This is a genomic window from Burkholderia aenigmatica (assembly GCF_902499175.1).
Lineage (GTDB): Bacteria > Pseudomonadota > Gammaproteobacteria > Burkholderiales > Burkholderiaceae > Burkholderia > Burkholderia aenigmatica.
Genome location: NZ_CABVQC010000079.1, coordinates 22,137 through 42,177 on the forward strand (window position 1 = coordinate 22,137; position 20,041 = coordinate 42,177).

A 20,041-nucleotide genomic window follows, 5' to 3' on the forward strand; every position below is an offset into this window, starting at 1 on the left:
CACCCCTGATTTGATGTCGCGCCGACCGCGACCAACCCCGCTTCTTTTATTTCATCCGCGGCAACCGGATTTCGCCTGCACGCAACGAACCTGCGTTCGGATACACATCAATTGATGCCCCGGATCCAAATCGCACAACGTCCGTCACAACCCGCCGCGCCTTGCGTTACCTTGTGCAACCCTGCATTCAAAGTTCGGACGAATTATGAGACACGATCTAAAATTATTGAAGGCGACATTCTTTATAGATTGTAAAATTCAATATATTCAAGGCGTTACATTAGCATTTCAAGTCTCGCAAACGATTTCCTGCCGCCGAATTTAATCGAAATGTTTTGCTGAGCGGACAAATACTTTGCTGAAGCGTATTAAAGATAAATTCCGGAAAAGTTTTTATGAAAAATCCGCCGGACTACGTGATTGCGCATGGGGCGAGAATGGGAGTGGCGGAAATGGACAGAGATCCCCTCCCATTCCACGCAGCAAGCGCACGCCTCGACGCGCATTGAAAATCCCGAAAGACGGAATGAGCTGAATTGAGTCGATGGTTCTGGTCAGAATTGAAATAACCCCCTACAATGCGGCCCGCATCGATACCGGCAGCCACACTTTTTTCAGGGCACGACGACGGTAACGCTCCGTGTCTTTACCGGAACAGCGATCAAAACAAACCATGCCGGGTATTCCACCGACGGGTTGTGGGTCGCGTAGTTGGACGAAATCCGAATACCGATGCACTTGAGCGTCGCCATAGAGCGGCTTCCGACGATTATTTCGAACCGGGCAGGCCACCCGCAGGAACGCAGCCAGCAGCCATTCCAGAACAGGTGCACGATGCATCCATCGATCTCCGCATTGGGCGACGTCCATATCCTGATCGTCGACGATCAGCCCGACCAGCTTCGCTTGCTGATCGACATCCTGCGCGACACGGGGTGCCGGATCAGCATTGCATCCGACGGGGCGCAAGCGTGCCAGCGTGCGCAGGCGCTCATGCCGGACCTGATCCTGATGGATGTCCGCATGCCGCGCATGGACGGCTTCACCGCGTGCCGGCTGCTTGCCGCCGATCCGCAGACGTGCGCGATTCCGGTCATCTTCCTGACCGTGGCCGGTGCCTTGCACGAACGCCTCGAGGGGTTCGAAATCGGCTGCGTCGACTATGTCGTGAAGCCGTTCGAGCCGGCCGAAGTGCTCGCGCGGATTCGCGTGCAGCTCGCGCGGGCGAAGCGCGCCCGGCCCGTCGACACGGACAGCCCGTTCGTGGCCGGCAAGGAAGACGACATCATCGTGCGCGCGGCGATCCGCCACCTCGCGCGAACGCTGAACGATCCGCCGACGGTGGAGCAACTGGCCCGCGCGGTCGGCACCCATGAAAAACGGCTGTCGCGCGCGTTTCGCGACAATCTCGGCCAGACGGTGTTCGAGTATCTGCGGCACGAGCGGCTGCGGATCGCGCAGGATCTGCTGGATTCGACGTCGCTCAGCATTGCCAGCATCGCGCAGGAAATCGGTTTTTCCACGCCGGCGAATTTCGCGACCGCATTCCGCGAACGTTTCGGCCTCACGCCGACCGAGTGGCGGCGCCAGCGCCACGCCGGCGAACATGCCGTGCGGCGGGAACCGCAACGCGACGCTTGAGACGCGTTCCGCGCATTCGCGATTACCAGTTGTATTTCGCGCTGGCCAGCACGGTTCGCTCGTTGCCGAACACGCAGACGGCGTACGACTGGCAGCCGCTGACATAGCGCCGGTCGAACAGGTTCGCGACGTTCAGCGCGAACCGCCAGTGCGGCATCTCGTAGTGCAGCGCCAGATCGACCAGCGTCACGCTCGGCACGGTCAGCGAATTGTCGGGCGCGCCGGCCGACGTGCTCTGGTAGCGCACGCCGCCGCCGATCCCGACGCCCGACAGCGCGCCCGTGCGCCAGGTCCAGTCGGCCCACATCGACGCCATCTGCCGTGGCAGCGGCACGGCCACCGGCCAGTGGTTCAGCGACGCGTCGTTCGCCTGCACGTTCTTGACGTCCTGATAGACATACGACGCGACGACCGACAGCTCGCGCGTGACCTTGCCGACCGCGCTCAGCTCGATCCCGCGTGAGCGCACCTTGCCGGTCTGCACGGACGTCGTGCCGGTCGGGTCGAGACTCACCGGTGTCGGCGTCACGACGTTGGTCTGGTCGATCTGGTAGATGGCCGCACTCAGCATCAGGTTCCGGCCGGGCGGCTGCCAGCGCAGCCCGGCTTCCGTCTGCGTGCCGCGCGTAGGTTCAGGCAGGCCGCCGCCAAACATCCGCACGCCGATGACGGGATCGAACGACGTCGAATAGCTGACGTACGGCGACAGTCCGGCGTCCCCCTGATAGGTCAGGCCGACGCGCCCGGAGAACGCACTGACGTCCTGCCGCGCCTGCGTGCCGGCCGTCCGGTCGTCGAACCGCGCATTGACGAAGTCCTCCCGGCCGCCGAGCGTCAGCGTCCAGCGCTTCCAGCGGATCTGGTCCTGCGCGTACACGCCGAACGCGTTCATCGCCGTGTACTGGTCGACGTGGCCGAGCGACGTCGGGCCGGAGAAGATCGCGGCCGTGACGGGCCGGTAGACGGGTTGGTACAGGTTGAGCGACGGCGCCAGCGCGAGCCACGCGCTGTGAGTCGTGGTCTGCCGGTCGTATTGCACGCCGAGCAAGAGCGTATGGTCGAGCGGCCCCGTGCCGAAGCGCGCCTGCGCGTGATGGTCGATATCGAGCCGGCTGTAGTTGAGCTGGAACAGCCCCGCGAAACGCATCATGTTGGTGGTGCTGCGGGGCACGAGGCCGTTGCCGAACACCGTCGCGTCGTCGAGCGACAGGTGCGACCAGCGCACGTCCTGATGCAGCGACCAGATTGCATTCACGCGGTGCGCCAGCGTGTAGCCGAGCGACCACTGCTTCTTCCGGTAGTCGTTGAAGGCGGGGTCGCCCATGTAGATGTCCTGCGACAGGCGGCCGTTCGGGTTCGGCAACACCGTGCCCGACGCGGGCAGGAAGTTCGACGAGATATCGCCGCTGTCCTGCATGAACGTCGCCGAAAGCGTCAGCGACGTGTCGGCGTTCGGCCGCCACCGGAACGACGGCGCCAGCGCGACCCGCCGGTCGCCGTTCGGGCCGGTCACCGCGTTACCGTCGCGCGCCACGCCGACGAAGCGATACGCATATCGGCCGTCCGGGTCGAGCGCATCGCCGGCATCGACCATGAATTGCTTGCGCGCGTCATTGCCGATCTGCACGCCGGCTTCGCGGACCCGTTCGCCGTCGGCTAGCTTCGTGTGTGCGTCGACGATCGCGCCGGGCTCGCCCGCGCCGTACAGCACCGACGTCGGCCCGCGCAGCACGGCGATCGAGTCGATCGTGTACGGGTCGACGCGCCAGTTCGCGATCACGGCGGTATTCGGCGCGGCCACGCCGTCGACGTACAACGTCGGCGTGAAACCGCGCAATGCCGCATACCAGTCGGTGCGGCTGTCGGCGCCGAACGTCGCGAATCCCGGCACGTAGCGCAGCGCCTGGTTCAGATCGGTCGCGCCGGTCATCTCGATCTGCTGCGCGGTGACAAGATTGATCGTTTGCGGGATCTCCGCCACCGGCGTGTCGGTCTTCGTGCCGGCCGTGGTGCGCAGCCCGACGAGCCCGCTCGACGCGCCGTCGGCCTTCCCTGTCACGTCGATCTCCGGCAGCACGGCCGCAGCCGATGCCTGCGCGTGCACACCGCCCACTGCCGCCACGTACAACGCGCCCCCGGCTGCAATCGCCCTCGCGCGTCGCGCCGCCCCCGTCCCCGCTACCATCGTTCTGTGCTCCGTCGTGCTGCCGGCCGATTCGAGCCGATCGCGGCGCGACGCACCGCCTGCGCCCGCCCTGTGTTGTCGTGCTTGCGATACGGGTGGCGCGCGAGTCGGCATGCGCTGGCCCCGTGGTGCCGTTCGCGAGCGCAGCGATCATACCGGGCGAACGTCGCGCGGTCTTCAAAAAAGTGCGCGCACGGGTGAAGCCGCCATCCGGCACGTGGGAGGGGGTGTTGGTTCGGGATCGATCCCGATCGGGAAAACGACGGCGCGATCGGCCGCCTGGCGAACCTCGTCATCGAGGCCGTCGGGCATCCTGCAAGCTTCGCGGCAATCACGCCGGTCAGGCAGAACCTGTTTCCGTGGACATTCCGCGATGAACTGCGCCGGGTCGAATCGTCCTGCGTACGCTTTCACGACGATCATCGCACTGCGCCGCCCGTTCATCGAATGGCGGCTCGGCGGGGGTGTGACGGCAGTCTGGAGCGTGCCGCTGCCGTCGGCGATCCGCGGGCGGGTTGCCGCCTGCGACGCTAACCGCGCACGCGCCGCATCCTGAGCGTCGCCGAAGGCGATTCCCCGAACGCCCGCTTGTACTCGATCGCGAACCGCCCGAGGTGCGCAAAGCCCCATTTCAGCGCGATGTCCGTCACCGATGCGAGCCCCGGCGACTCGTCGGCCAGCAGTTCCTCGCGCACATGTTGCAGCCGCAACTGTCGCACGAAGCCCATTGGCGTGATCCCGTGGCGATGGCGAAAGCCGGCGAACAGCGTGCTCGGGCTGACGCCGGCGAGTTCGGCGAGCCGTTCGATCGTCAGCGGCTCGTCGAGATGCGCGCGGATGTAGTCCTCGACGCGTCGCACGTAGAACGGCGCGAGCGCCACCGGCAGGTGCCGCGTGCCGTTGCGCGCGCTGTTCGGGTGGCCATGCAGCAGCAGGTTGAGCAGCGTCGATTCGAGCTGCTCGAAGGCGAGTGGATGACGCAACGGATGCGCCTCCGTCGCGATCGCGCCGGCGAGGATCGGCAGCATCTGCGCCAGACACGTCCCCTGCGACGATGACAGGCTGAATTCCGGTTCGAATTCGACCGGCGCGCGCCGGTCGTCGCCGAAATGCCGCTGCGCGTGGCGCTCCATCACTTCGCGCTCGATGCGCAGGATGACTTGCGGGCACGCATCGCCCCAGCGCATCTTCAGCGACAGCGTCAGCGAGATCAACGACGCGGTGCCCGGCGACGACACGAAACGCGCCGCGCCGCACTCGATCTCCGCGTCACCGCGCAGCGGGATCTGCAACAGGAAGAAGTGTTCGAGCGGCCCGGGCTCGATGCTGACGCCACCGCCGTAGTCGAGCAGGTTCAACGACAGGTTGCCCCAGCGCGCATGATGCATGCAGCTGCGCAGCGCGCGCGATTCGCCGGTCGGCGTGAGCCGGTGCGGCTTGAATACGTCGGCGACGCGAGCGCGAACCTCGTCGACATCGTTGGACTGCAGCAGCAGGTTGTCGTGATTGAAACAGGCGGCGTCGGCGAGCCAGCCTGTTTCGGAAAATTGCGCCATCGATGTTCTCCCGTCATGCCCGATTGCACTCGCGCCGTGCATGCGTTCCCGGTATGGGGGCATCCGCCGCACGATCCGGATAGCGCCCGGAGTATCCGGACAGTCCGGCCGCCAAAGCACGCAAGTCCCGCGCAAACGACGCAAGAAGCGGACCGTTCGCGCATCGTAGAAAACTGTGCGGGACTTCCGCATCCGCACATACCCGCAGTTGGCCGTGCGCCTGCCCACGCGCGGCGGCCGGATCGTCAGGTTTCCGGAATTCGCGGATACCGGCCGAAGAAAGCGGATAGAAGTGCCCATTTCGTCCGCCAATACTGGGCTCGTCGAAGAGATGAACCATAAGGAGGGACACATGAAAGGACGTCACATCGAGATTCCGTCGCCGGATGGCGGCACGTTTCGCGCATACCTGAGCACGCCGGCCGGCGGCACGGGGCCGGGCATCGTGCTGTGTCACGAGATCTTCGGCGCGAACGCGACGATGCGTGAGGTGGCCGACTACTACGCGGAGGAAGGCTATACGGTGCTCGTGCCCGACCTGTTCTGGCGCCAGGCGCCCGGCATCGAACTCGGTTATGCGGCCGCCGACGTCGAGCGCGCAATGGCGCTTTACCGCGAATACGACGAGAACAAGGGCGTCGAGGACGTCGGTGCCGCGCTGGACGCACTCAAGCAGTTGCCGGCATGCACGGGCGAAGCCGGCGTGCTCGGCTACTGCCTCGGCGGCAAACTCGCGTATCTCGCCGCGTGCCGGCTGCCCGACGTGGCCGCGGCGGTCAGCTACTACGGCGTGGGCATCGAACACGCGCTGGACGAGGCGGCGCACCTGCGCGGCCGGCTCGTGCTGCAGATTGCGGGGCAGGACCGCTTCTGCCCGCCCGATGCGCAGCAGCGCATTGCCGCAGCGCTGTCCGGGCGCGACGGCGTCGACGTGTACGTGTATCCGGGTGTCGATCACGCGTTCGCGCGCGCCGGCGGCGATCATTTCGACCCGGCCGCCGCGGTGATGGCCCACCAGCGCGCGATCGCCGCATTCCGTGCCGTGCTCGGCCCGCATTACGACCTGTCCACGCTGTGGGAAGCGCATCTCAAGCACGAATTCGACACGCGCAACGTCGACGCGACGATGGCGACGATGGTCGCCGAGCCCTACGTCAACCATATTCCGACGCTGACGGGCGGCGTCGGCTACGACGAGCTCAAGCGCTTCTACACGCATCACTTCGTGCATGCGAATCCGCCCGACACGTCGATCACGCCGATCTCGCGCACGATCGGCGCGAGCCAGATCGTCGACGAGCTGCTGTTCTGCTTCACGCACACCACCGAGATCGACTGGATGCTGCCGGGTGTCGCACCGACCGGCAAGCGCGTCGAGATTCCGCTCGTCGCGATCGTCAAGTTTCGCGGCGACAAGCTCTATCACGAGCACATCTACTGGGACCAGGCGAGCGTGCTCGTGCAGATCGGGCTGCTCGATCCGGACGGCCTGCCGGTCGCGGGCGTCGAAACGGCCCGCAAGCTGCTCGACGTAACCGTGCCGTCGAACGGCCTGATGCGCCGCTGGCAGGACAGCGAGCCGTCGACGTATGCGCATTGACGCGTCCCTTCCCTCACACAACCATTTTCGGAGACACCCCATGACTGCCCTTGCTGGCAAAGTCGCGATCGTCACCGGCGGCGCCACGCTGATCGGCGCCGCGGTCGCGCAGGACCTGAGCCGCGCCGGTGCGTGCGTCGCGATCGTCGATCTCGATGCGGAGAACGGCGCGCGCGTCGCCGATTCGCTCGGCGAACGGGCGATGTTCGTCGCGCTCGACATCACCGACGATCGCGCGATCGAGCGTGCGATATCGGCCATCGTCGAACGGTTCGGTGCGATCGACGTGCTCGTCAACCTCGCGTGCAGCTACGTCGACAACGGCATCCAGGCGACCCGCAACGACTGGCTCGCCGCGATGGACGTCAACGTCGTGTCGGCGGCGATGCTCGCCAAGGCCGTGCATCCGCACATGATCCGGCGCGGCGGCGGCGCGATCGTGAACTTCAGCTCGATCTCGGCCCAGTGCGCGCAGACCGGCCGCTGGCTGTACCCGACGTCGAAGGCGGCGATCCGCCAGCTCACGCGCAGCATGGCGATGGATCTCGCGCCCGACCGCATTCGCGTCAACTCCGTGTCGCCGGGATGGACGTGGTCGCGCGTGATGGACGAGCTGACGCACGGCGATCGGGCGAAGACCGATCGCGTCGCCGCGCCGTTCCACCTGCTCGGCCGCGTCGGCGATCCGTCCGAGGTCGCGCAGGTCGTGACGTTCCTGTGCAGCGACGCGGCGAGCTTCGTGACGGGCGCCGACTACGCGGTGGACGGCGGCTATTCCGCGATGGGCCCCGAACAGGCGGTGCCGGCCATTCCGCGTCTCGCGGAATAGCCGTTCGTCGCCACCGCTTCCCGCACTATCACGCCAGCCGGCATCCGGCCAACCAAGGACATTCCCATGAGACGCATCGCTATCGTCGGCGCCGGCCAGTCCGGCCTGCAACTCGCCTTCGCCCTGCTCGACCAGGGCTACCACGTCACGCTCGCGACCAATCGCGACGCCGAGCAGATCCGCACCGGCAAGGTCATGTCGAGCCAGTGCATGTTCCACACGTCATTGCAGATCGAGCGCGACCTCGGCCTGAACACGTGGGAGGAAGCGTGCCCGTCCGTCGAAGGCATCGGCATCGCGGTGCCGCATCCGGACGGCCACGGCCGCAAGGCGATCGACTGGTCGTCGCGGCTGACCCGCTATGCGCAGTCGGTCGACCAGCGCGTGAAAATGGCCGACTGGCTCGATGGCGTGCGGCGCCGTGGCGCGGACGTGCGCATCGGCGACATCGGCGTGCCCGAACTCGAGGAGCTGACGCGCAGCCACGACCTCGTGCTGCTCGCGGCCGGCAAGGGCGAGATCGTCAACCTGCTCGGCCGCGACGACGCGCGCAGTGCGTTCGACCGCCCGCAACGCGCGCTGGCCCTCACCTATGTGAAAGGGATGACGCCGAGTCAGCCGTATTCGCGGGTGCGCTTCAACCTGCTGCCCGGCATCGGCGAGTATTTCGTGTTCCCCGCGCTGACCACGACGGGCCCGTGCGAAATCATGGTGTTCGAAGGCATTCCGGGCGGCCCGCTCGATTGCTGGGCCGACGTGAAGACGCCCGAGCAGCATCTGGACCGCAGCCTGTCGTTCCTGCAGCACTACGTGCCGTGGGAATTCGAGCGCTGCCGCGACGTCGAGCTCACCGATCCGAACGGCACGCTGGCCGGACGCTTCGCGCCGACGGTGCGCAAGCCGTTCTTCCGGCTGCCGTCGGGCCGCACGGTGTTCGGGATGGCCGATGCGGTGGTCGTCAACGATCCGATCACCGGCCAGGGATCGAACAATGCCGCGAAATGCGCGAAGGCCTATTTCGACGCGATCGTCGCACGCGACGCCGCATCGTTCGGCGAAGACTGGATGCAGCAGACGTTCGAAGGCTACTGGGCCTATGCGCAGCATGTCGTGCGCTGGACCAACTCGCTGCTCACGCCACCGCCGCCGCACATCCTCGAACTGCTCGGCGCGGCCGGTCAGTTGCCCTCGCTCGCCGCGGCGATCGTCGACGGCTTCGACGATCCGCGCCGGTTGTCGCCGTGGTGGTTCGAGCCATCGGCCTGCGCGGCGATGATCCGCGAGCACAGCCTGCGTGCGGAGTAACCGCCATGGAAACGACCGCCACCGATCGCCCGCCCCTCGACCCGATGCAATTGCGCGCCGCGTTCGGGCAATTCCCGACCGGCGTGACCGTGATCACCACGTGCGCGGCCGACGGACGCAAGGTGGGCCTCACCGCCAATTCGTTCTCGTCGCTGTCGCTCGATCCGCCGCTCGTGCTGTGGAGCCTGCGCAAGCTCGCGCCGAGCCGCCCGGATTTCGTCGCGGCCACCCATTTCGCGATCAACATCCTCGCGCACGACCAGATCGACCTATCGCGCCGTTTCGCGACGCCCAGCGCCGACAAGTTCGACGGCGTGCTGCACGTCGATTCGCAGGCGGGCGACGTGCCCTGCCTCGACGGCGCGAGTGCGCGCTTCGTGTGCCGCAACGTCGGCCACTACGAAGGCGGCGATCACCTGCTCTTCATCGGCCAGATCGAACAGTTCGACGCGTTCGGCCATGCACCGCTCGTGTTCCATGCCGGTCAGTATCGCGCGATCGCCGATCATCCCGATCTTGTTCGCACCATTTGATTAGTTATACAAATAAATATCCAGGAGGTGGTGAACATGACATTCGGCTCTCGCCTGCTCGTCGTCGCAGGCCTCACGATTGCCGGCATCGCCGCAAGCGCGCCGGCCAGCGCGACCGACCTGCCGGCGGTCAACCTCGGCATGACCAGCTTCCTCGACGGCATGCCGCCGGCCGGCTCCGGCTGGTACGGCACGCAATACCTGCAGTACTACACGGCCGGCCGCGTCAACGACAATGCGGGCAACAAAGTCGGGCTGCCAAAGCAGGACATCGACCTGTTCGCGGGGCTGAGCCAGCTCGTCTATCAGTCGCCGCTGACGTTCGCGGGCATGCATCCCGGCCTCGACGTGATCCTGCCGTGGATCGCGTCGGCGCGAACCGACGACGGCATCGGCAACGTCGCGCTGAATGCGCGTGCCGGCTTCGGCGACCTGCTGATCGGCCCGTTCATCCAGTTCGACCCGGTGATGGGCGCACAGGGCCCGCGCTTCGCGCAGCGCGTGGAATTCCAGTTCATCGCGCCGACCGGCGCCTACGATCCGTCGCGCGCGATCAACCCCGGCAGCCATTTCTGGTCGTTCGACCCGTACTGGGCGGCGACGCTATGGCTCACGCCCAAGTGGACCGTGTCGTGGCGGCTGCATTATTTGTGGAACGCGACCAACCATCAGCCGGCCACGTCGCTCGGCCCGGACGTGACGTCGACGCAGGCCGGGCAGGCCATCCACGCGAACTTCGCGACCGAGTATGAAGTGCGCCCCGGCCTGCGGCTGGGGCTCAACGGCTACTGGCTGCGGCAGACCACCGACATGAAGGAAAACGGGCAGGACGTGCCCGGCACGCGCGAGGCCGTGTTCGCGATCGGCCCGGGGGCCATGGTTAGCTTCTCGCCTCACGATCATCTGATGTTCAACGCATACTTCGAGACCTATGCGCGGAACCGGCCGCAGGGCACGCGGATGGTGCTGCGGTACGTGCATCACTTTCAGTGACGGCCCCGATCGGGTGAACGCGCCCGATCGCTATCGTCAGACGAAAAATGCGGACTGCAGGCATGCGCGCGCCTGTCCTATAGTTTTGGAGAAGGCAACGCAGGCAATACGTCACGACCAAGGATGGTCCGCGCCATGGCGACTTCAACAACCTCCCGGTTTTTGTCGAACGTATCGCGGCGGCTGGTGCGCGGCATGGTTGCCGTCGCACCGGCCGTGGTCATCGGCCTCGCCGTTTCCGCGTGCGGCGGCGACAGTTCGCCGGCCTCGAGCACGCCCGCGTTCGCGAACGCGGCGCGCCCGCAGATCAACGCGCTGCTCGCGGACACGCTGACGCCCGGCGCGGTCGTCTATGTGCAATCGCCGCAGGGCAACTGGCTCGAATCGTTCGGCACGGCCGTGCGAGGCACGAATACGCCGATACCGACGAATGCGCACTTTCGCGTCGGCAGCGTGACGAAGACCTGGACCGGCACGGTGATCCTGCAACTCGTCCAGGAAGGCCGGCTGAGTCTCGGCGACACCGTCAGCAAGTTCGTCGCGAACGTGCCCAACGGCAACACGATCACGATCGAACAGTTGTTGACCATGCGCAGCGGCCTCTACAACTATTCGACGAATCTCGCGTTCAACCAGACGCTCGATGCGCAGCCGGACAAGGTGTGGACCACGTCCGAATTGCTGGGGATCGCCGAAGGCCAGCCGGTCTATTTCGCGCCCGGCGCGGATTTTCGCTACTCGAATACGAACACGGTGCTGCTCGGGCTCATCATCGAGCAACTGACCGGCATGAGCGCGGCCGATGCGATGAACGCGCGCCTGTTTGCGCCGCTCGGCCTGGCCAATACCTTGCTCCCGCCGCAGCAGGATACGTCGCTGCCGGCACCGGCACCGCAGGGCTATCAATGGGGCACCAATGCCGAAACGACCGACAGCGATGCACTGTCGCCCCAGCGCCAGGCCGACGCGAAAAGCGGTGCGCTGCAACCGACGAACGTGACCAGCGTCAATACGTCGTGGGCGTGGACAGCCGGCTCCGGTATTTCAACCGTGACGGAACTGGCGGCCTACGTGCAGCGGATGGTCGGCGGCGGCTACCTGAACGCCGACCTGCAGACGCAACGGCTCGCCAGTTGCACGCCGATCGATGCGACCGACCCGATGTCGGCGAGCTACTGCCTGGGCCTGGCCAAGTTCGGCACGTTCTACGGACATACCGGCGAGATACCCGGCTTCAACACCTTCATGGGCTACGACCCGGTCACGAAAACGACGATCGTCACGTGGTCGAACACGGCTGCCGCGCCCGATGGACGTGCCCCGGCCAACGAAATCGCGCGGATCATCATGGGTGAACTCAGCAAGGCGGCCGAGGTGCCGAGCGAAGGTCGGCCGTGATGCGGTGAAGACGAATTTCGCGACCGTGCATGAGGTGCGCCGATGAACGGGCACCGCGGTAATCACGAGCGCCACCACGACGATCAACAGGCCACCGCCTTTCATGCTGCGCAAGCGGGCGCGCTCGTCGGGCTCCAGCGGTTCGGTCGTCAAAGTCGGCATGGTTCTCCTGTCGCGTCTCGACCGGAAATGGCGCGTGCAGCGCCGCGATTGCCGACCATGCTATCGCGCGGCGCCGCTCGTGTCATCGCCGCGATTGCGTCCGGGATGCCGCTGCCGCGACCGCCGCGTCATCGCGCACAACGTGATGCCGGCAAACTTCGCCGGCATTCAGGTTAGCAGTAGGGGGCAGCCGGTAAGGCGGTGGACTACGGCTTGTTCCATGGCCGACCATGGGTCCAGGATGCATTGACGCCGCTATGGTCAACCTGTCTCGCGGCGCCGCCTGGGGAGGGAGCCTCCATGAAGCCTGTTGCCGTGCCGGCCGGCGGGGGTGGCCGTCCGGCACGCAAAACCTTTATCGACGATTCCGTCGATCCCGGCGTGACGCCGGCTCATCGCTCAATGCGACATCCCGACGAACGTCGGCAGCAGCACGCGATACACGTGAATCATTGCCGGCCCGAGCAGCACCAGCATCAGCGCGGGGAAGATGCAGAAGATCAGCGGGAACAGCAGCTTCAGCGCGATCTTCGCGGCCCGCTCCTCCGCGCGCATCCGGCGCCGCGTGCGCAGCATGTCCGACAGCACGCGCAGCGATTCGCTGATGCTCGTGCCGAAGCGATCGGCCTGGATCAGCATCGTGCAGAACGATTCGATATCCTCCACACCGGTGCGCAGCGCGAGATTGCGCAGCGCCGTCTCCTTCGTGAAGCCGGAGCGCATCTCGAGCAGCAGCAGGTCGAGTTCGCTCGAGACCACCTCGCTGCTGAACCGCAGCTCCTCGCTCACCTTCATCAGCGCCGCGTCGAGCCCCAGGCCCGCTTCGACGCACACCGTCAGCAGGTCGAGCGCGTCCGGGAAATCCTCGAAGATCTTCTGCTGGCGCACCTTGACCCGCTGCGACAGCACGATGTTCGGGATGTAGTAGCCGATCCCGGCGAGCACGACGAGGATGACCGACAGGATCTCGCGCTCGTTCCCGAGCCGGGTCGTGACCAGCACCAGCAGCGACGCGCACGGCAACAAGAGCGCGAGCAACGTCTTCGCGGTGAAATACAGCGCGGCCGCGCTCTGGTTGCGCCAGCCGGCATTCATCAGCCGGATGCGCAGCGGCGAACTCTCCCAGCCCTCCTTCGGCACCGACAGCTTCGAGATCGGGGTCGACAGTTCCACCAGCTTCGCGACCCAGCGCGACGTCATATCGTCGCCGTCGCCGTCGCCGTCGCCGGAGCCCGCGCCGACGACGGCGCCACCGGCCTGCTGAATCCGGCGCTGGATGTTGCGCGGCGCGAACAGCAGCATCGCGGCGAGTGCGCCGCCGGCCACGAAGAGGAACAAGCCACCCAGCATGACGGCGTGGACTACGCTCAGGTTTTGCATGACAGCCTCGCAACGGTTCGTTATTCGGCTCGCGCGTCAGACGCGAATCCGGACAATGCGGCGGATCCACAACAGGCCAAAGAGCATCGACACCAGCATCACGCCGACCATCCTGATCCCGGCCGGATCCTCCCAGAGCACCGACAGGAACTCGCGGTTCAGCAGCGCGATCGCGCCCGCAGTACCGAACGGCAGCAGCCCGAGAATCCACGCCGACAGCCGCCCTTCCGCCGACAGCACGCGCACCTTGTCGAACAGCTTGAAGCGCTCGCGGATCAGCCCGGAGATGCTGTCGAGCAGCTCGGCCAGGTTGCCGCCGGTCTCGCGCTGGATCAGCACCGCGATCACGAAATAGCGCAGGTCCTGCACCGGCACGCGCGTCGCGAGGTTCGTCAGTGCGTCGTGCAACGACACGCCGTAGTTGACCTCGTCGAACGTGATCCGGAACTCGCCGCCCATCGGATCGGGAAACTCTTCGCTCACCATCCCGAGCGTGCTCGTGAACGAATGACCGGAACGCAGTGCACGCGCGATCATGTCGCAAATGTCCGGCAACTGCCGTTCGAGCTTGCGCATGCGCCGCCGGCGGCTGCGCATCACGTACATCGTCGGCCAGCATCCGGCAAACAGCGCGATAGGCAGCACAGCCAGTTGCGGCAACGTGGCGAAGCTCAGCGCCAGCCAGGCGAGCGCCGGGAACACCGCGCTGAGCACGACCAGCTTCGACAGCGTCCAGTCGAGGCCCGATTGCTGGATCAGGAGATCGAGCGTCTGCACGCGCGGCATGCGCAGCAGCAACCGGTCGAACGGCTTCGACTCGTCGAGCATCCGCTTCTTCAGGATCGACAGCCGCTCCTGCTGCACGTTGCCGCCGGCCGACATCGCGCGGATGCGCGACTCGATCCGGCGCACGGCTGTGCCATGCCGCGCGTTCCACCATTGATAGGCGCCTTCGATCGTCAACACGACAGCGACGAAGGTGAAAATCACAAAGGCGTAAAAGATCGTGTTCATGAGGCCTCCCCGGCAGCCAACGGCGCCCTGTCGTCAGTTCGTCTCGTAACGCTGCGACGGGTCGTAGAGCGAATCCGGCAAGTTGATGCCGAACGCCTGCAACCGCTCGACGAACTTCGGCCGCACGCCGGTCGCGCAGAAGTGGCCGCGTACCGAGCCGTCGCGGTCCACGCCCGTGCGCTTGAACGTGAAGATCTCCTGCATGTTGATGATGTCGCCCTCCATCCCGGTCAGTTCCTGGATGCTGACGATCTTGCGCTTGCCGTCGGTCAGCCGCGCGGCCTGCACGACCACCGAGATCGCCGACGCGATCTGCTGGCGCATCGTCTTCGGCGGCAGCGTCAGGCCGGAGACGCTGATCATGTTCTCAAGCCGTGTCAGCGCGTCGCGCGGCGTGTTCGCGTGGATCGTCGCCAGCGAGCCTTCGTGGCCGGTGTTCATCGCGTTGAGCATGTCGAGCGCTTCCGCGCCGCGCACTTCGCCGAGGATGATCCGGTCCGGGCGCATCCGCAGCGCGTTGCGCACCAGCGTGCGCTGCGTGATCTCGCCCTTGCCCTCGATGTTCGGCGGGCGCGTTTCGAGCCGCAGCACGTGCGGCTGCTGCAGTTGCAGCTCCGCGGCGTCCTCGATCGTCACGATCCGCTCGTTGCGCGGAATGTAGCCGGACAGGATGTTGAGCAGCGTCGTCTTGCCGCTGCCGGTGCCGCCCGACACCAGCACGTTCACCTTCGCGCGCGACAGCGCGTCGAGCAGCTCGGCCATCGGCGGCGTCAGGCTGTGGTAGCGCACGAGGTCGTCCATCTTCAGCGGATTCACCGCGAAACGCCGGATCGACATCAGCGGCCCGTCGATCGCGGACGGCGGGATGATCGCGTTCACGCGCGAACCATCCGGCAGCCGCGCGTCGACCATCGGGCTCGATTCGTCGATGCGGCGCCCGACGCGCGACACGATCTTCTCGATCACCTTCATCAGGTGCGCGTCGTCGTAGAACGTCACGTCGGTCAGTTCGAGCTGGCCGCTGCGCTCGACATAGACCTGCCGGTACGTGTTCACGAGAATGTCGGAAATGCCGGGGTCGCGCAGCAGCGCTTCGAGCGGGCCGAAGCCGAACATCTCGTCATACACGTCGATCGCAAGCTGCCGGCGCTCGATGTCGTTCGCCGGCATCCGTTCGTCGTCGAGGATGCGCGAGATCAGCGCGGCGATTTCCTGCCGGACCTGATCCTGCTGCAGCCGCGACAGACGCTCAAGCTCGACGCGCTCGAGCACGGCCAGGTGAATTTCACGGCGCAGCTTCTGGTACGCGTCGCGTACCGACGAATGAGCCGGGCCCGCCGGTTCGCTGCCCGCCGCCAGCGGCGGGGTCCGGTGCAACGACATCTGTTCGCGCAATGACATGATAGATTCCCCCGAAAGAGTTACATGGACTTGAGCTTCGGCGTGGCCTTGCGGCCGAAGAACCTGGACATCAGCGGTTCGCTGCGCGTGGCGCCGTGTCCCGCGCGCACCTCCCCTTCGACCAGCTGTTTCGCGTAACCCTGCAGCGCACGCGTGACCGCCGTGCCGCGTGCGAGCCGCGATACCGGATGGCCCTGGTTGATCGCTTCGAGCACGGTGTCGGCGTCGTCGGGAATCGTGCAGGCGGCCTTCAGGCCGAGCACTTCCTCGAGCGCGGTGCGGGTCCGGTCGCTCGCGCGCGTCGCGCGGTTCAGGATGAGCCGCATCTGGTCGGTCGAGTAGCCGAGCGACACGAGAATCTCCAGCAGCCGGCGGCCGGCGCGCACGTGCGGCATCGTCGGCTGCATCACGAGCTGGATCTGGTCGCTGCGATCCAGCGCGACCATCGACAGCGGATTGATGCCGACGCCGATGTCGAAGATCACGAAGTCGTAGCGCGGCGCGGCGACACCCAGGATCCATTCGAGCGCGTCCTCGCGCATCTCGGCGGCCTTGACCGGATCGCCGGCGCCCGCGAGCACGTGGAAGTTTTCCGTCACGTGCGCGACGCTTGCGTCGAGAAACGCGCTGTCGAGCCGCTCGATCTGCGTGCACAGCTGCGGCAGCGTCGACGGCGGGGTTTCGTCGCTGACGAGAAAGGCCGCATCGGCGAACTGCTGGTTCAGGTCGATCAGCAGCACGCGGCGCTTGAAGCCTTCCGCGATCTCGAATGCGACGTTGCTGGCCGCAAAGCTCGTGCCGGCCCCGCCCTTGCACGACATGAACGACACGATCCGCGTATCGTCGGTGTCGCGCCGCGTGCTTTGCGCGGCCGCGCGTTCGAGCGCGTGGCCGAGCGCCTGCGGGTCGAGCGGCCACTGCAGCACGTCGCGGGCGCCCGCGCGCATCGCGTCGAGCAGCACGTGCGGCGACGCGTCCGCGGTCAGGAGGATGCAGGTCAGCCCGGCGTGAGCCCGGCAGATCCGCTCGATCGCCGACAGCTCGGATGCGTCGAGCGACGTGCCGTCCACCAGCAGGATGTCGAACGCGTCGAGCCCGTCGGTGCGATGTTCGATCTGCGACGGGCGGCCGGTCGCGCGCGTCGCGCGATAGCGTCCGCAGTCGGCCACGAGGCGCGCGATCTGCGTGAGTCGCGCGGTGTCGTCGGAAGCTACGAGGATGTTGATCATGTCGTGTGCCTCGCCTGTTCGATCAGTTGCAGTTGGCGCCGCCGGTCGCGGAAGTCAGGCTTTCGCGCGGCAGTGTCGTCGTGAACGGCGGCATCGTCACCGTGACGTTCACGAACGGGATCATCGTCTTGACCGTGACGTTCGTGACGCTCACCGTCACGAACGAACACGAGGTCACGTCGCAGTTGGCCGGCGAGTAGTTCACCGACACGTTCGCGCTCGACAGCAGCGGCAACATCGCCGTCACGCGCTTCGCGACCCCGGCGGCATTGACGTCGCAGACCACCGCCGTGCGCGCGCCGAGGCGCACGGCTTCGCTTGCGGTGTTCCAGTAGAACAGCACGCGGCCGAATTCGAAGATGCCGATCAGCAGCATGATCAGGACCGATGCGATCAGCCCGAACTCGACGAGTGCCGCGCCGCGCTGGCCGCGCCGGCGCGATAGCGGGAAATGGCGCGCGTTCATGACACTTGCCTCATCACGGTGACGATGTTGCCGAACGTGATCGACGTGATCCCCGGATACACGGGGATCGGCTGGTACCTGTAGCCCTTGATCTTCACTTCGACGACGTTGATCGCGCCCGACGCCGAGCCGCTCGCCGCGTTGTTGTTCGCGTCGTAAGTCGGCAGGTTCGCGAACTGCGACGGGTCGGACGGGTCGCTGCAGCCGGTCGTGTGCTGCGCGTCGCAGATCGTCACCATCGACGTCGTGAGCCCCGGCACCAGCTCGGTGCCGGACGCACCGCACGTCGTGCTGCCGTAGACGACGAGGCACTGCGCCGCCGACACCGGATACGCACTGTCGGTCGGCAACCAGACCGACAGGTAGCGCGCCGCATCCCGCGTCGCCTTGGTCAGCGTCTCGTACTGGTAGATCGCGCGGCCGAACTCGGCCACGCCGGTCGCGAGCAGGATCATCGGCATCAGCACGATCGCGAACTCGACGGCGACGACGCCACGGGTGCGCGAACGGCGAAACGGACGGGTTTTCATGATCGTCTCTCCGCTATTGAACGAGCATCGGAACCTGGGTCCCGGACGCGCTGCCGCTGCCCGGCATCCCGTGCGTCGCGCACGGGTTGTTGCCGGACACCGACGAGCCGAGATATTCGAGGTGCGCGACGACACCGCCGCTGCCGGGGCTGAACGGCAGCGGATCGAGCATCAGCACGCAATCCCATTGCGTGACGTGCACCTTGCCGCTGTTGCCGTTCAGCGTCGAGCAGTCGCCTTCCGGGGCAAGCGCGACGCGGCGGTCGCCACCGTTGGTCTGGTAATTGGCCTGCGACCACGTGCCGTTGGTCGCGACCCCGCTGCCCGACGGCGGCGCGCCGTCGCCCTGGTAGACCTTGAAGGTCGTGCGGTCGGTCACGAACTGCGTGTAGGCGTCGCCCTTGATGCCGGCCGTTCCGGGCGGCCCGTAGTTCGGGCCGACATACGCGTAACCGGTGAAGTCGGGCTGGCCGCTCGACCCGTTCGCGCCGTTCGTATAGATACCGAAGCGCGTATTCCAGGCACGCAGCGACGCCGATTTCAGGCCCGTGGTGCTCAAGTCCGGCGGGCTCGTGATGTTGCAGGTATTGCCCGACAGCTCGCCGGCCAGGGTGGTTTCGTTCGTCGAGCCGTCGAGCGCCGCCCAGCCGAAGTTGCCGGGCCCGTAGGTCGACGACGACCCGGACGGCGACGTGATCCAGTCGCCGACGTTGTAGGACGGCGCGCCGGTTGTGCGGCACACGAACACCGGGATCGCGCAGGTCGTCTGGCCACCGCCCACCGTCGCGATCGCGCTGGCCGATACGGTCGCCGCGTTCGCCAGCTTCGCGCCCGGCAGTACGTTCAGCACCTCGATGAACCAGTGCGCGATGTTGCTCAGCGACGCGGTGCACTGCACGTACTTGATGTTGGCCGGCGTCGTGACCGAGTTCTTCGTCAGGAACGCATTGGTCAGCGAATCGCTGAACGTGACGTTCGCGTTCGTCGACAACTGCACCGACTTGTTCTGGAAGAACACGAAATTCAGGTGGCCGGCGGCGATGCCGTCGGCCTCGGCCACCGACAGGCTGATGGCCCCGGTCAGGTCACGCGCAGCGGACAGCGCGCACGCATCGGCGCTGTTCTGCAGTTCGCTGCGCGTGACGTACAGCTTGCCAAGATCCAGCGCGAGACCGACGAACCCGATCATCACCGCCAGTGCGAGACCGACGATGATCGCGACGGCACCGCGCTGGCGATGCAGGCTGCGACGCATGACTTTCGGATAGCGAGCTGCGCTGTTCATGGCGTTCTCCCTGAGCGTGCTGTCGTTACTGGTTGGCCTTGCCGATGCCGATCACGAACGCATTGGTGGGCGGATCGATCTGCTTGAACGACTTGTCGTAGTTGTCGAGCGCCGACGCGGCCGCGTTGCCGTCGACCGCCGTCGTCGCGGCCGCGTGTTCGGCGGCATGCGGATCGATGATCTGGGCTTGTGTCACGGCGCGGACCGATTCGCCGAAGCGGGTGTCCCACACCGGGGTCGACGACATGCAACCGGCAAGCGCGAAGGCCAGCGGTACAGCGAGCGCCGCGCGGCGCACGAATACGAGGTAGGCGGATTTCATGAGTGTCCCCTTGGATGGCATCAACGATCGGTGGACTCGGGTTCCGAGCGGGCGATCTGCGCGTGGGCAGCCGCCGGGATCCGGTGCTTCGGTCGCGCCGGCGTCGCCGGCTGGGCCGGCGCGTTGGAGCCGGCCGCGGCAAGGCGCGCGGCGGCGGCTTCGATGTGCGCGATGCGGGCCGCGTTGGCCGCGTCGGATTGCGGCACGGTGGC

20 protein-coding genes are annotated in these 20,041 nt (G+C 66.3%); 7 read left to right on the forward strand and 13 right to left on the reverse strand.

What is annotated here, in order from left to right:
* Positions 1–573: 573 nt before the first annotated feature.
* Positions 574–840 (reverse strand): hypothetical protein, encoded by a 267-nt coding sequence (locus tag BDO18943_RS36530; protein ID WP_175026006.1) that lies wholly within the window; start codon positions 838–840, stop codon positions 574–576.
* Here BDO18943_RS36530 and BDO18943_RS36535 point away from each other — a divergent pair.
* Entirely contained in the window at positions 835–1,641 is an 807-nt protein-coding gene (locus BDO18943_RS36535; protein ID WP_175026007.1) for a response regulator transcription factor, read from the forward strand. The two genes, BDO18943_RS36530 and BDO18943_RS36535, sit on opposite strands and share 6 nt — an antisense overlap.
* Positions 1,642–1,663: 22 nt before the next feature.
* On the opposite strand, the gene BDO18943_RS36540 is transcribed toward BDO18943_RS36535, so the two are convergent.
* The 3 genes from BDO18943_RS36540 to BDO18943_RS36550 all read right to left on the reverse strand — a co-directional run bounded on the left by BDO18943_RS36540 (position 1,664) and on the right by BDO18943_RS36550 (position 5,382).
* Complete coding sequence (locus BDO18943_RS36540) at positions 1,664–3,826, reverse strand: TonB-dependent siderophore receptor (protein WP_175026008.1); 2,163 nt, start codon at positions 3,824–3,826, stop codon at positions 1,664–1,666.
* Between the two features lie 177 nt (positions 3,827–4,003).
* Positions 4,004–4,249 carry a hypothetical protein gene (locus BDO18943_RS36545; RefSeq protein ID WP_175026009.1) on the reverse strand — a complete coding sequence of 82 codons (246 nt, stop codon included), beginning with the start codon at positions 4,247–4,249 and terminating at the stop codon, positions 4,004–4,006.
* A 107-nt stretch (positions 4,250–4,356) separates the two neighbouring features.
* Entirely contained in the window at positions 4,357–5,382 is a 1,026-nt protein-coding gene (locus BDO18943_RS36550; protein ID WP_175026010.1) for an AraC family transcriptional regulator, read from the reverse strand.
* 352 nt (positions 5,383–5,734) lie between these two features.
* Between BDO18943_RS36550 and BDO18943_RS36555 the strand changes: the two genes are divergently transcribed.
* The 6 genes from BDO18943_RS36555 to BDO18943_RS36580 all read left to right on the forward strand — a co-directional run bounded on the left by BDO18943_RS36555 (position 5,735) and on the right by BDO18943_RS36580 (position 12,040).
* Positions 5,735–6,982 carry a dienelactone hydrolase family protein gene (locus BDO18943_RS36555; protein WP_175026011.1) on the forward strand — a complete coding sequence of 416 codons (1,248 nt, stop codon included), beginning with the start codon at positions 5,735–5,737 and terminating at the stop codon, positions 6,980–6,982.
* Positions 6,983–7,022: 40 nt separating this feature from the next.
* Positions 7,023–7,811 (forward strand): SDR family oxidoreductase, encoded by a 789-nt coding sequence (locus BDO18943_RS36560; protein WP_175026012.1) that lies wholly within the window; start codon positions 7,023–7,025, stop codon positions 7,809–7,811.
* 66 nt (positions 7,812–7,877) lie between these two features.
* Positions 7,878–9,116 carry a styrene monooxygenase/indole monooxygenase family protein gene (locus tag BDO18943_RS36565; protein ID WP_175026013.1) on the forward strand — a complete coding sequence of 413 codons (1,239 nt, stop codon included), beginning with the start codon at positions 7,878–7,880 and terminating at the stop codon, positions 9,114–9,116.
* A gap of 5 nt (positions 9,117–9,121) precedes the next feature.
* Positions 9,122–9,649, forward strand: a complete 528-nt coding sequence (locus tag BDO18943_RS36570; protein ID WP_175026014.1) for a flavin reductase family protein — start codon at positions 9,122–9,124, stop codon at positions 9,647–9,649.
* Positions 9,650–9,685: 36 nt separating this feature from the next.
* Positions 9,686–10,642 (forward strand): SphA family protein, encoded by a 957-nt coding sequence (locus BDO18943_RS36575; RefSeq protein ID WP_175026015.1) that lies wholly within the window; start codon positions 9,686–9,688, stop codon positions 10,640–10,642.
* A 195-nt stretch (positions 10,643–10,837) separates the two neighbouring features.
* The gene (locus tag BDO18943_RS36580; RefSeq protein WP_235996285.1) at positions 10,838–12,040 is read left to right on the forward strand and encodes a serine hydrolase domain-containing protein; all 1,203 of its coding nucleotides are present in this window, start codon (positions 10,838–10,840) and stop codon (positions 12,038–12,040) included.
* 561 nt (positions 12,041–12,601) lie between these two features.
* Here the strand turns inward: BDO18943_RS36580 and BDO18943_RS36585 are convergent.
* The 9 genes from BDO18943_RS36585 to BDO18943_RS36625 all read right to left on the reverse strand — a co-directional run.
* On the reverse strand, positions 12,602–13,582 hold the full coding sequence (locus tag BDO18943_RS36585) for a type II secretion system F family protein (protein ID WP_175026017.1): 981 nt from the start codon (positions 13,580–13,582) through the stop codon (positions 12,602–12,604).
* Positions 13,583–13,618: 36 nt separating this feature from the next.
* Complete coding sequence (locus BDO18943_RS36590) at positions 13,619–14,596, reverse strand: type II secretion system F family protein (RefSeq protein WP_175026018.1); 978 nt, start codon at positions 14,594–14,596, stop codon at positions 13,619–13,621.
* Positions 14,597–14,629: 33 nt separating this feature from the next.
* A complete protein-coding gene (locus tag BDO18943_RS36595; protein ID WP_122949891.1) occupies positions 14,630–15,997 on the reverse strand; it encodes a CpaF family protein in 1,368 nt (455 codons plus the stop codon).
* A 20-nt stretch (positions 15,998–16,017) separates the two neighbouring features.
* Positions 16,018–17,226, reverse strand: a complete 1,209-nt coding sequence (locus BDO18943_RS36600) for an AAA family ATPase (protein WP_175026019.1) — start codon at positions 17,224–17,226, stop codon at positions 16,018–16,020.
* 22 nt (positions 17,227–17,248) lie between these two features.
* A complete protein-coding gene (locus tag BDO18943_RS36605; RefSeq protein ID WP_175026020.1) occupies positions 17,249–17,692 on the reverse strand; it encodes a TadE/TadG family type IV pilus assembly protein in 444 nt (147 codons plus the stop codon).
* Positions 17,689–18,222, reverse strand: coding sequence for a TadE/TadG family type IV pilus assembly protein (locus tag BDO18943_RS36610; protein WP_175026021.1), 534 nt, complete (start codon positions 18,220–18,222; stop codon positions 17,689–17,691). Before BDO18943_RS36610 ends, BDO18943_RS36605 begins: the two co-directional genes overlap by 4 nt.
* A 13-nt stretch (positions 18,223–18,235) precedes the next feature.
* Entirely contained in the window at positions 18,236–19,507 is a 1,272-nt protein-coding gene (locus BDO18943_RS36615; protein WP_175026022.1) for a pilus assembly protein TadG-related protein, read from the reverse strand.
* 25 nt (positions 19,508–19,532) lie between these two features.
* Complete coding sequence (locus tag BDO18943_RS36620) at positions 19,533–19,829, reverse strand: hypothetical protein (protein ID WP_175026023.1); 297 nt, start codon at positions 19,827–19,829, stop codon at positions 19,533–19,535.
* A gap of 20 nt (positions 19,830–19,849) precedes the next feature.
* A partial coding sequence (locus BDO18943_RS36625) for a hypothetical protein (protein ID WP_407649981.1) occupies positions 19,850–20,041 on the reverse strand: 192 nt, incomplete at its 5' end.

What these genes read in the sequence shown, in the direction of transcription:
- BDO18943_RS36545 (WP_175026009.1), bottom strand. Translation starts at nt 4,249, where the DNA reads ATGATCGTCGTGAAAGCGTACGCAGGACGATTCGACCCGGCGCAGTTC.
- BDO18943_RS36590 (WP_175026018.1), bottom strand. Translation starts at nt 14,596, where the DNA reads ATGAACACGATCTTTTACGCCTTTGTGATTTTCACCTTCGTCGCTGTC.
- BDO18943_RS36540 (WP_175026008.1), bottom strand. Translation starts at nt 3,826, where the DNA reads ATGGTAGCGGGGACGGGGGCGGCGCGACGCGCGAGGGCGATTGCAGCC.
- BDO18943_RS36550 (WP_175026010.1), bottom strand. Translation starts at nt 5,382, where the DNA reads ATGGCGCAATTTTCCGAAACAGGCTGGCTCGCCGACGCCGCCTGTTTC.
- BDO18943_RS36620 (WP_175026023.1), bottom strand. Translation starts at nt 19,829, where the DNA reads ATGAAATCCGCCTACCTCGTATTCGTGCGCCGCGCGGCGCTCGCTGTA.
- BDO18943_RS36565 (WP_175026013.1), top strand. Translation starts at nt 7,878, where the DNA reads ATGAGACGCATCGCTATCGTCGGCGCCGGCCAGTCCGGCCTGCAACTC.
- BDO18943_RS36530 (WP_175026006.1), bottom strand. Translation starts at nt 840, where the DNA reads ATGCATCGTGCACCTGTTCTGGAATGGCTGCTGGCTGCGTTCCTGCGG.
- BDO18943_RS36585 (WP_175026017.1), bottom strand. Translation starts at nt 13,582, where the DNA reads ATGCAAAACCTGAGCGTAGTCCACGCCGTCATGCTGGGTGGCTTGTTC.
- BDO18943_RS36600 (WP_175026019.1), bottom strand. Translation starts at nt 17,226, where the DNA reads ATGATCAACATCCTCGTAGCTTCCGACGACACCGCGCGACTCACGCAG.
- BDO18943_RS36560 (WP_175026012.1), top strand. Translation starts at nt 7,023, where the DNA reads ATGACTGCCCTTGCTGGCAAAGTCGCGATCGTCACCGGCGGCGCCACG.
- BDO18943_RS36580 (WP_235996285.1), top strand. Translation starts at nt 10,838, where the DNA reads ATGGTTGCCGTCGCACCGGCCGTGGTCATCGGCCTCGCCGTTTCCGCG.
- BDO18943_RS36575 (WP_175026015.1), top strand. Translation starts at nt 9,686, where the DNA reads ATGACATTCGGCTCTCGCCTGCTCGTCGTCGCAGGCCTCACGATTGCC.
- BDO18943_RS36595 (WP_122949891.1), bottom strand. Translation starts at nt 15,997, where the DNA reads ATGTCATTGCGCGAACAGATGTCGTTGCACCGGACCCCGCCGCTGGCG.
- BDO18943_RS36555 (WP_175026011.1), top strand. Translation starts at nt 5,735, where the DNA reads ATGAAAGGACGTCACATCGAGATTCCGTCGCCGGATGGCGGCACGTTT.
- BDO18943_RS36570 (WP_175026014.1), top strand. Translation starts at nt 9,122, where the DNA reads ATGGAAACGACCGCCACCGATCGCCCGCCCCTCGACCCGATGCAATTG.
- BDO18943_RS36535 (WP_175026007.1), top strand. Translation starts at nt 835, where the DNA reads ATGCATCCATCGATCTCCGCATTGGGCGACGTCCATATCCTGATCGTC.
- BDO18943_RS36605 (WP_175026020.1), bottom strand. Translation starts at nt 17,692, where the DNA reads ATGAACGCGCGCCATTTCCCGCTATCGCGCCGGCGCGGCCAGCGCGGC.
- BDO18943_RS36615 (WP_175026022.1), bottom strand. Translation starts at nt 19,507, where the DNA reads ATGAACAGCGCAGCTCGCTATCCGAAAGTCATGCGTCGCAGCCTGCAT.
- BDO18943_RS36610 (WP_175026021.1), bottom strand. Translation starts at nt 18,222, where the DNA reads ATGAAAACCCGTCCGTTTCGCCGTTCGCGCACCCGTGGCGTCGTCGCC.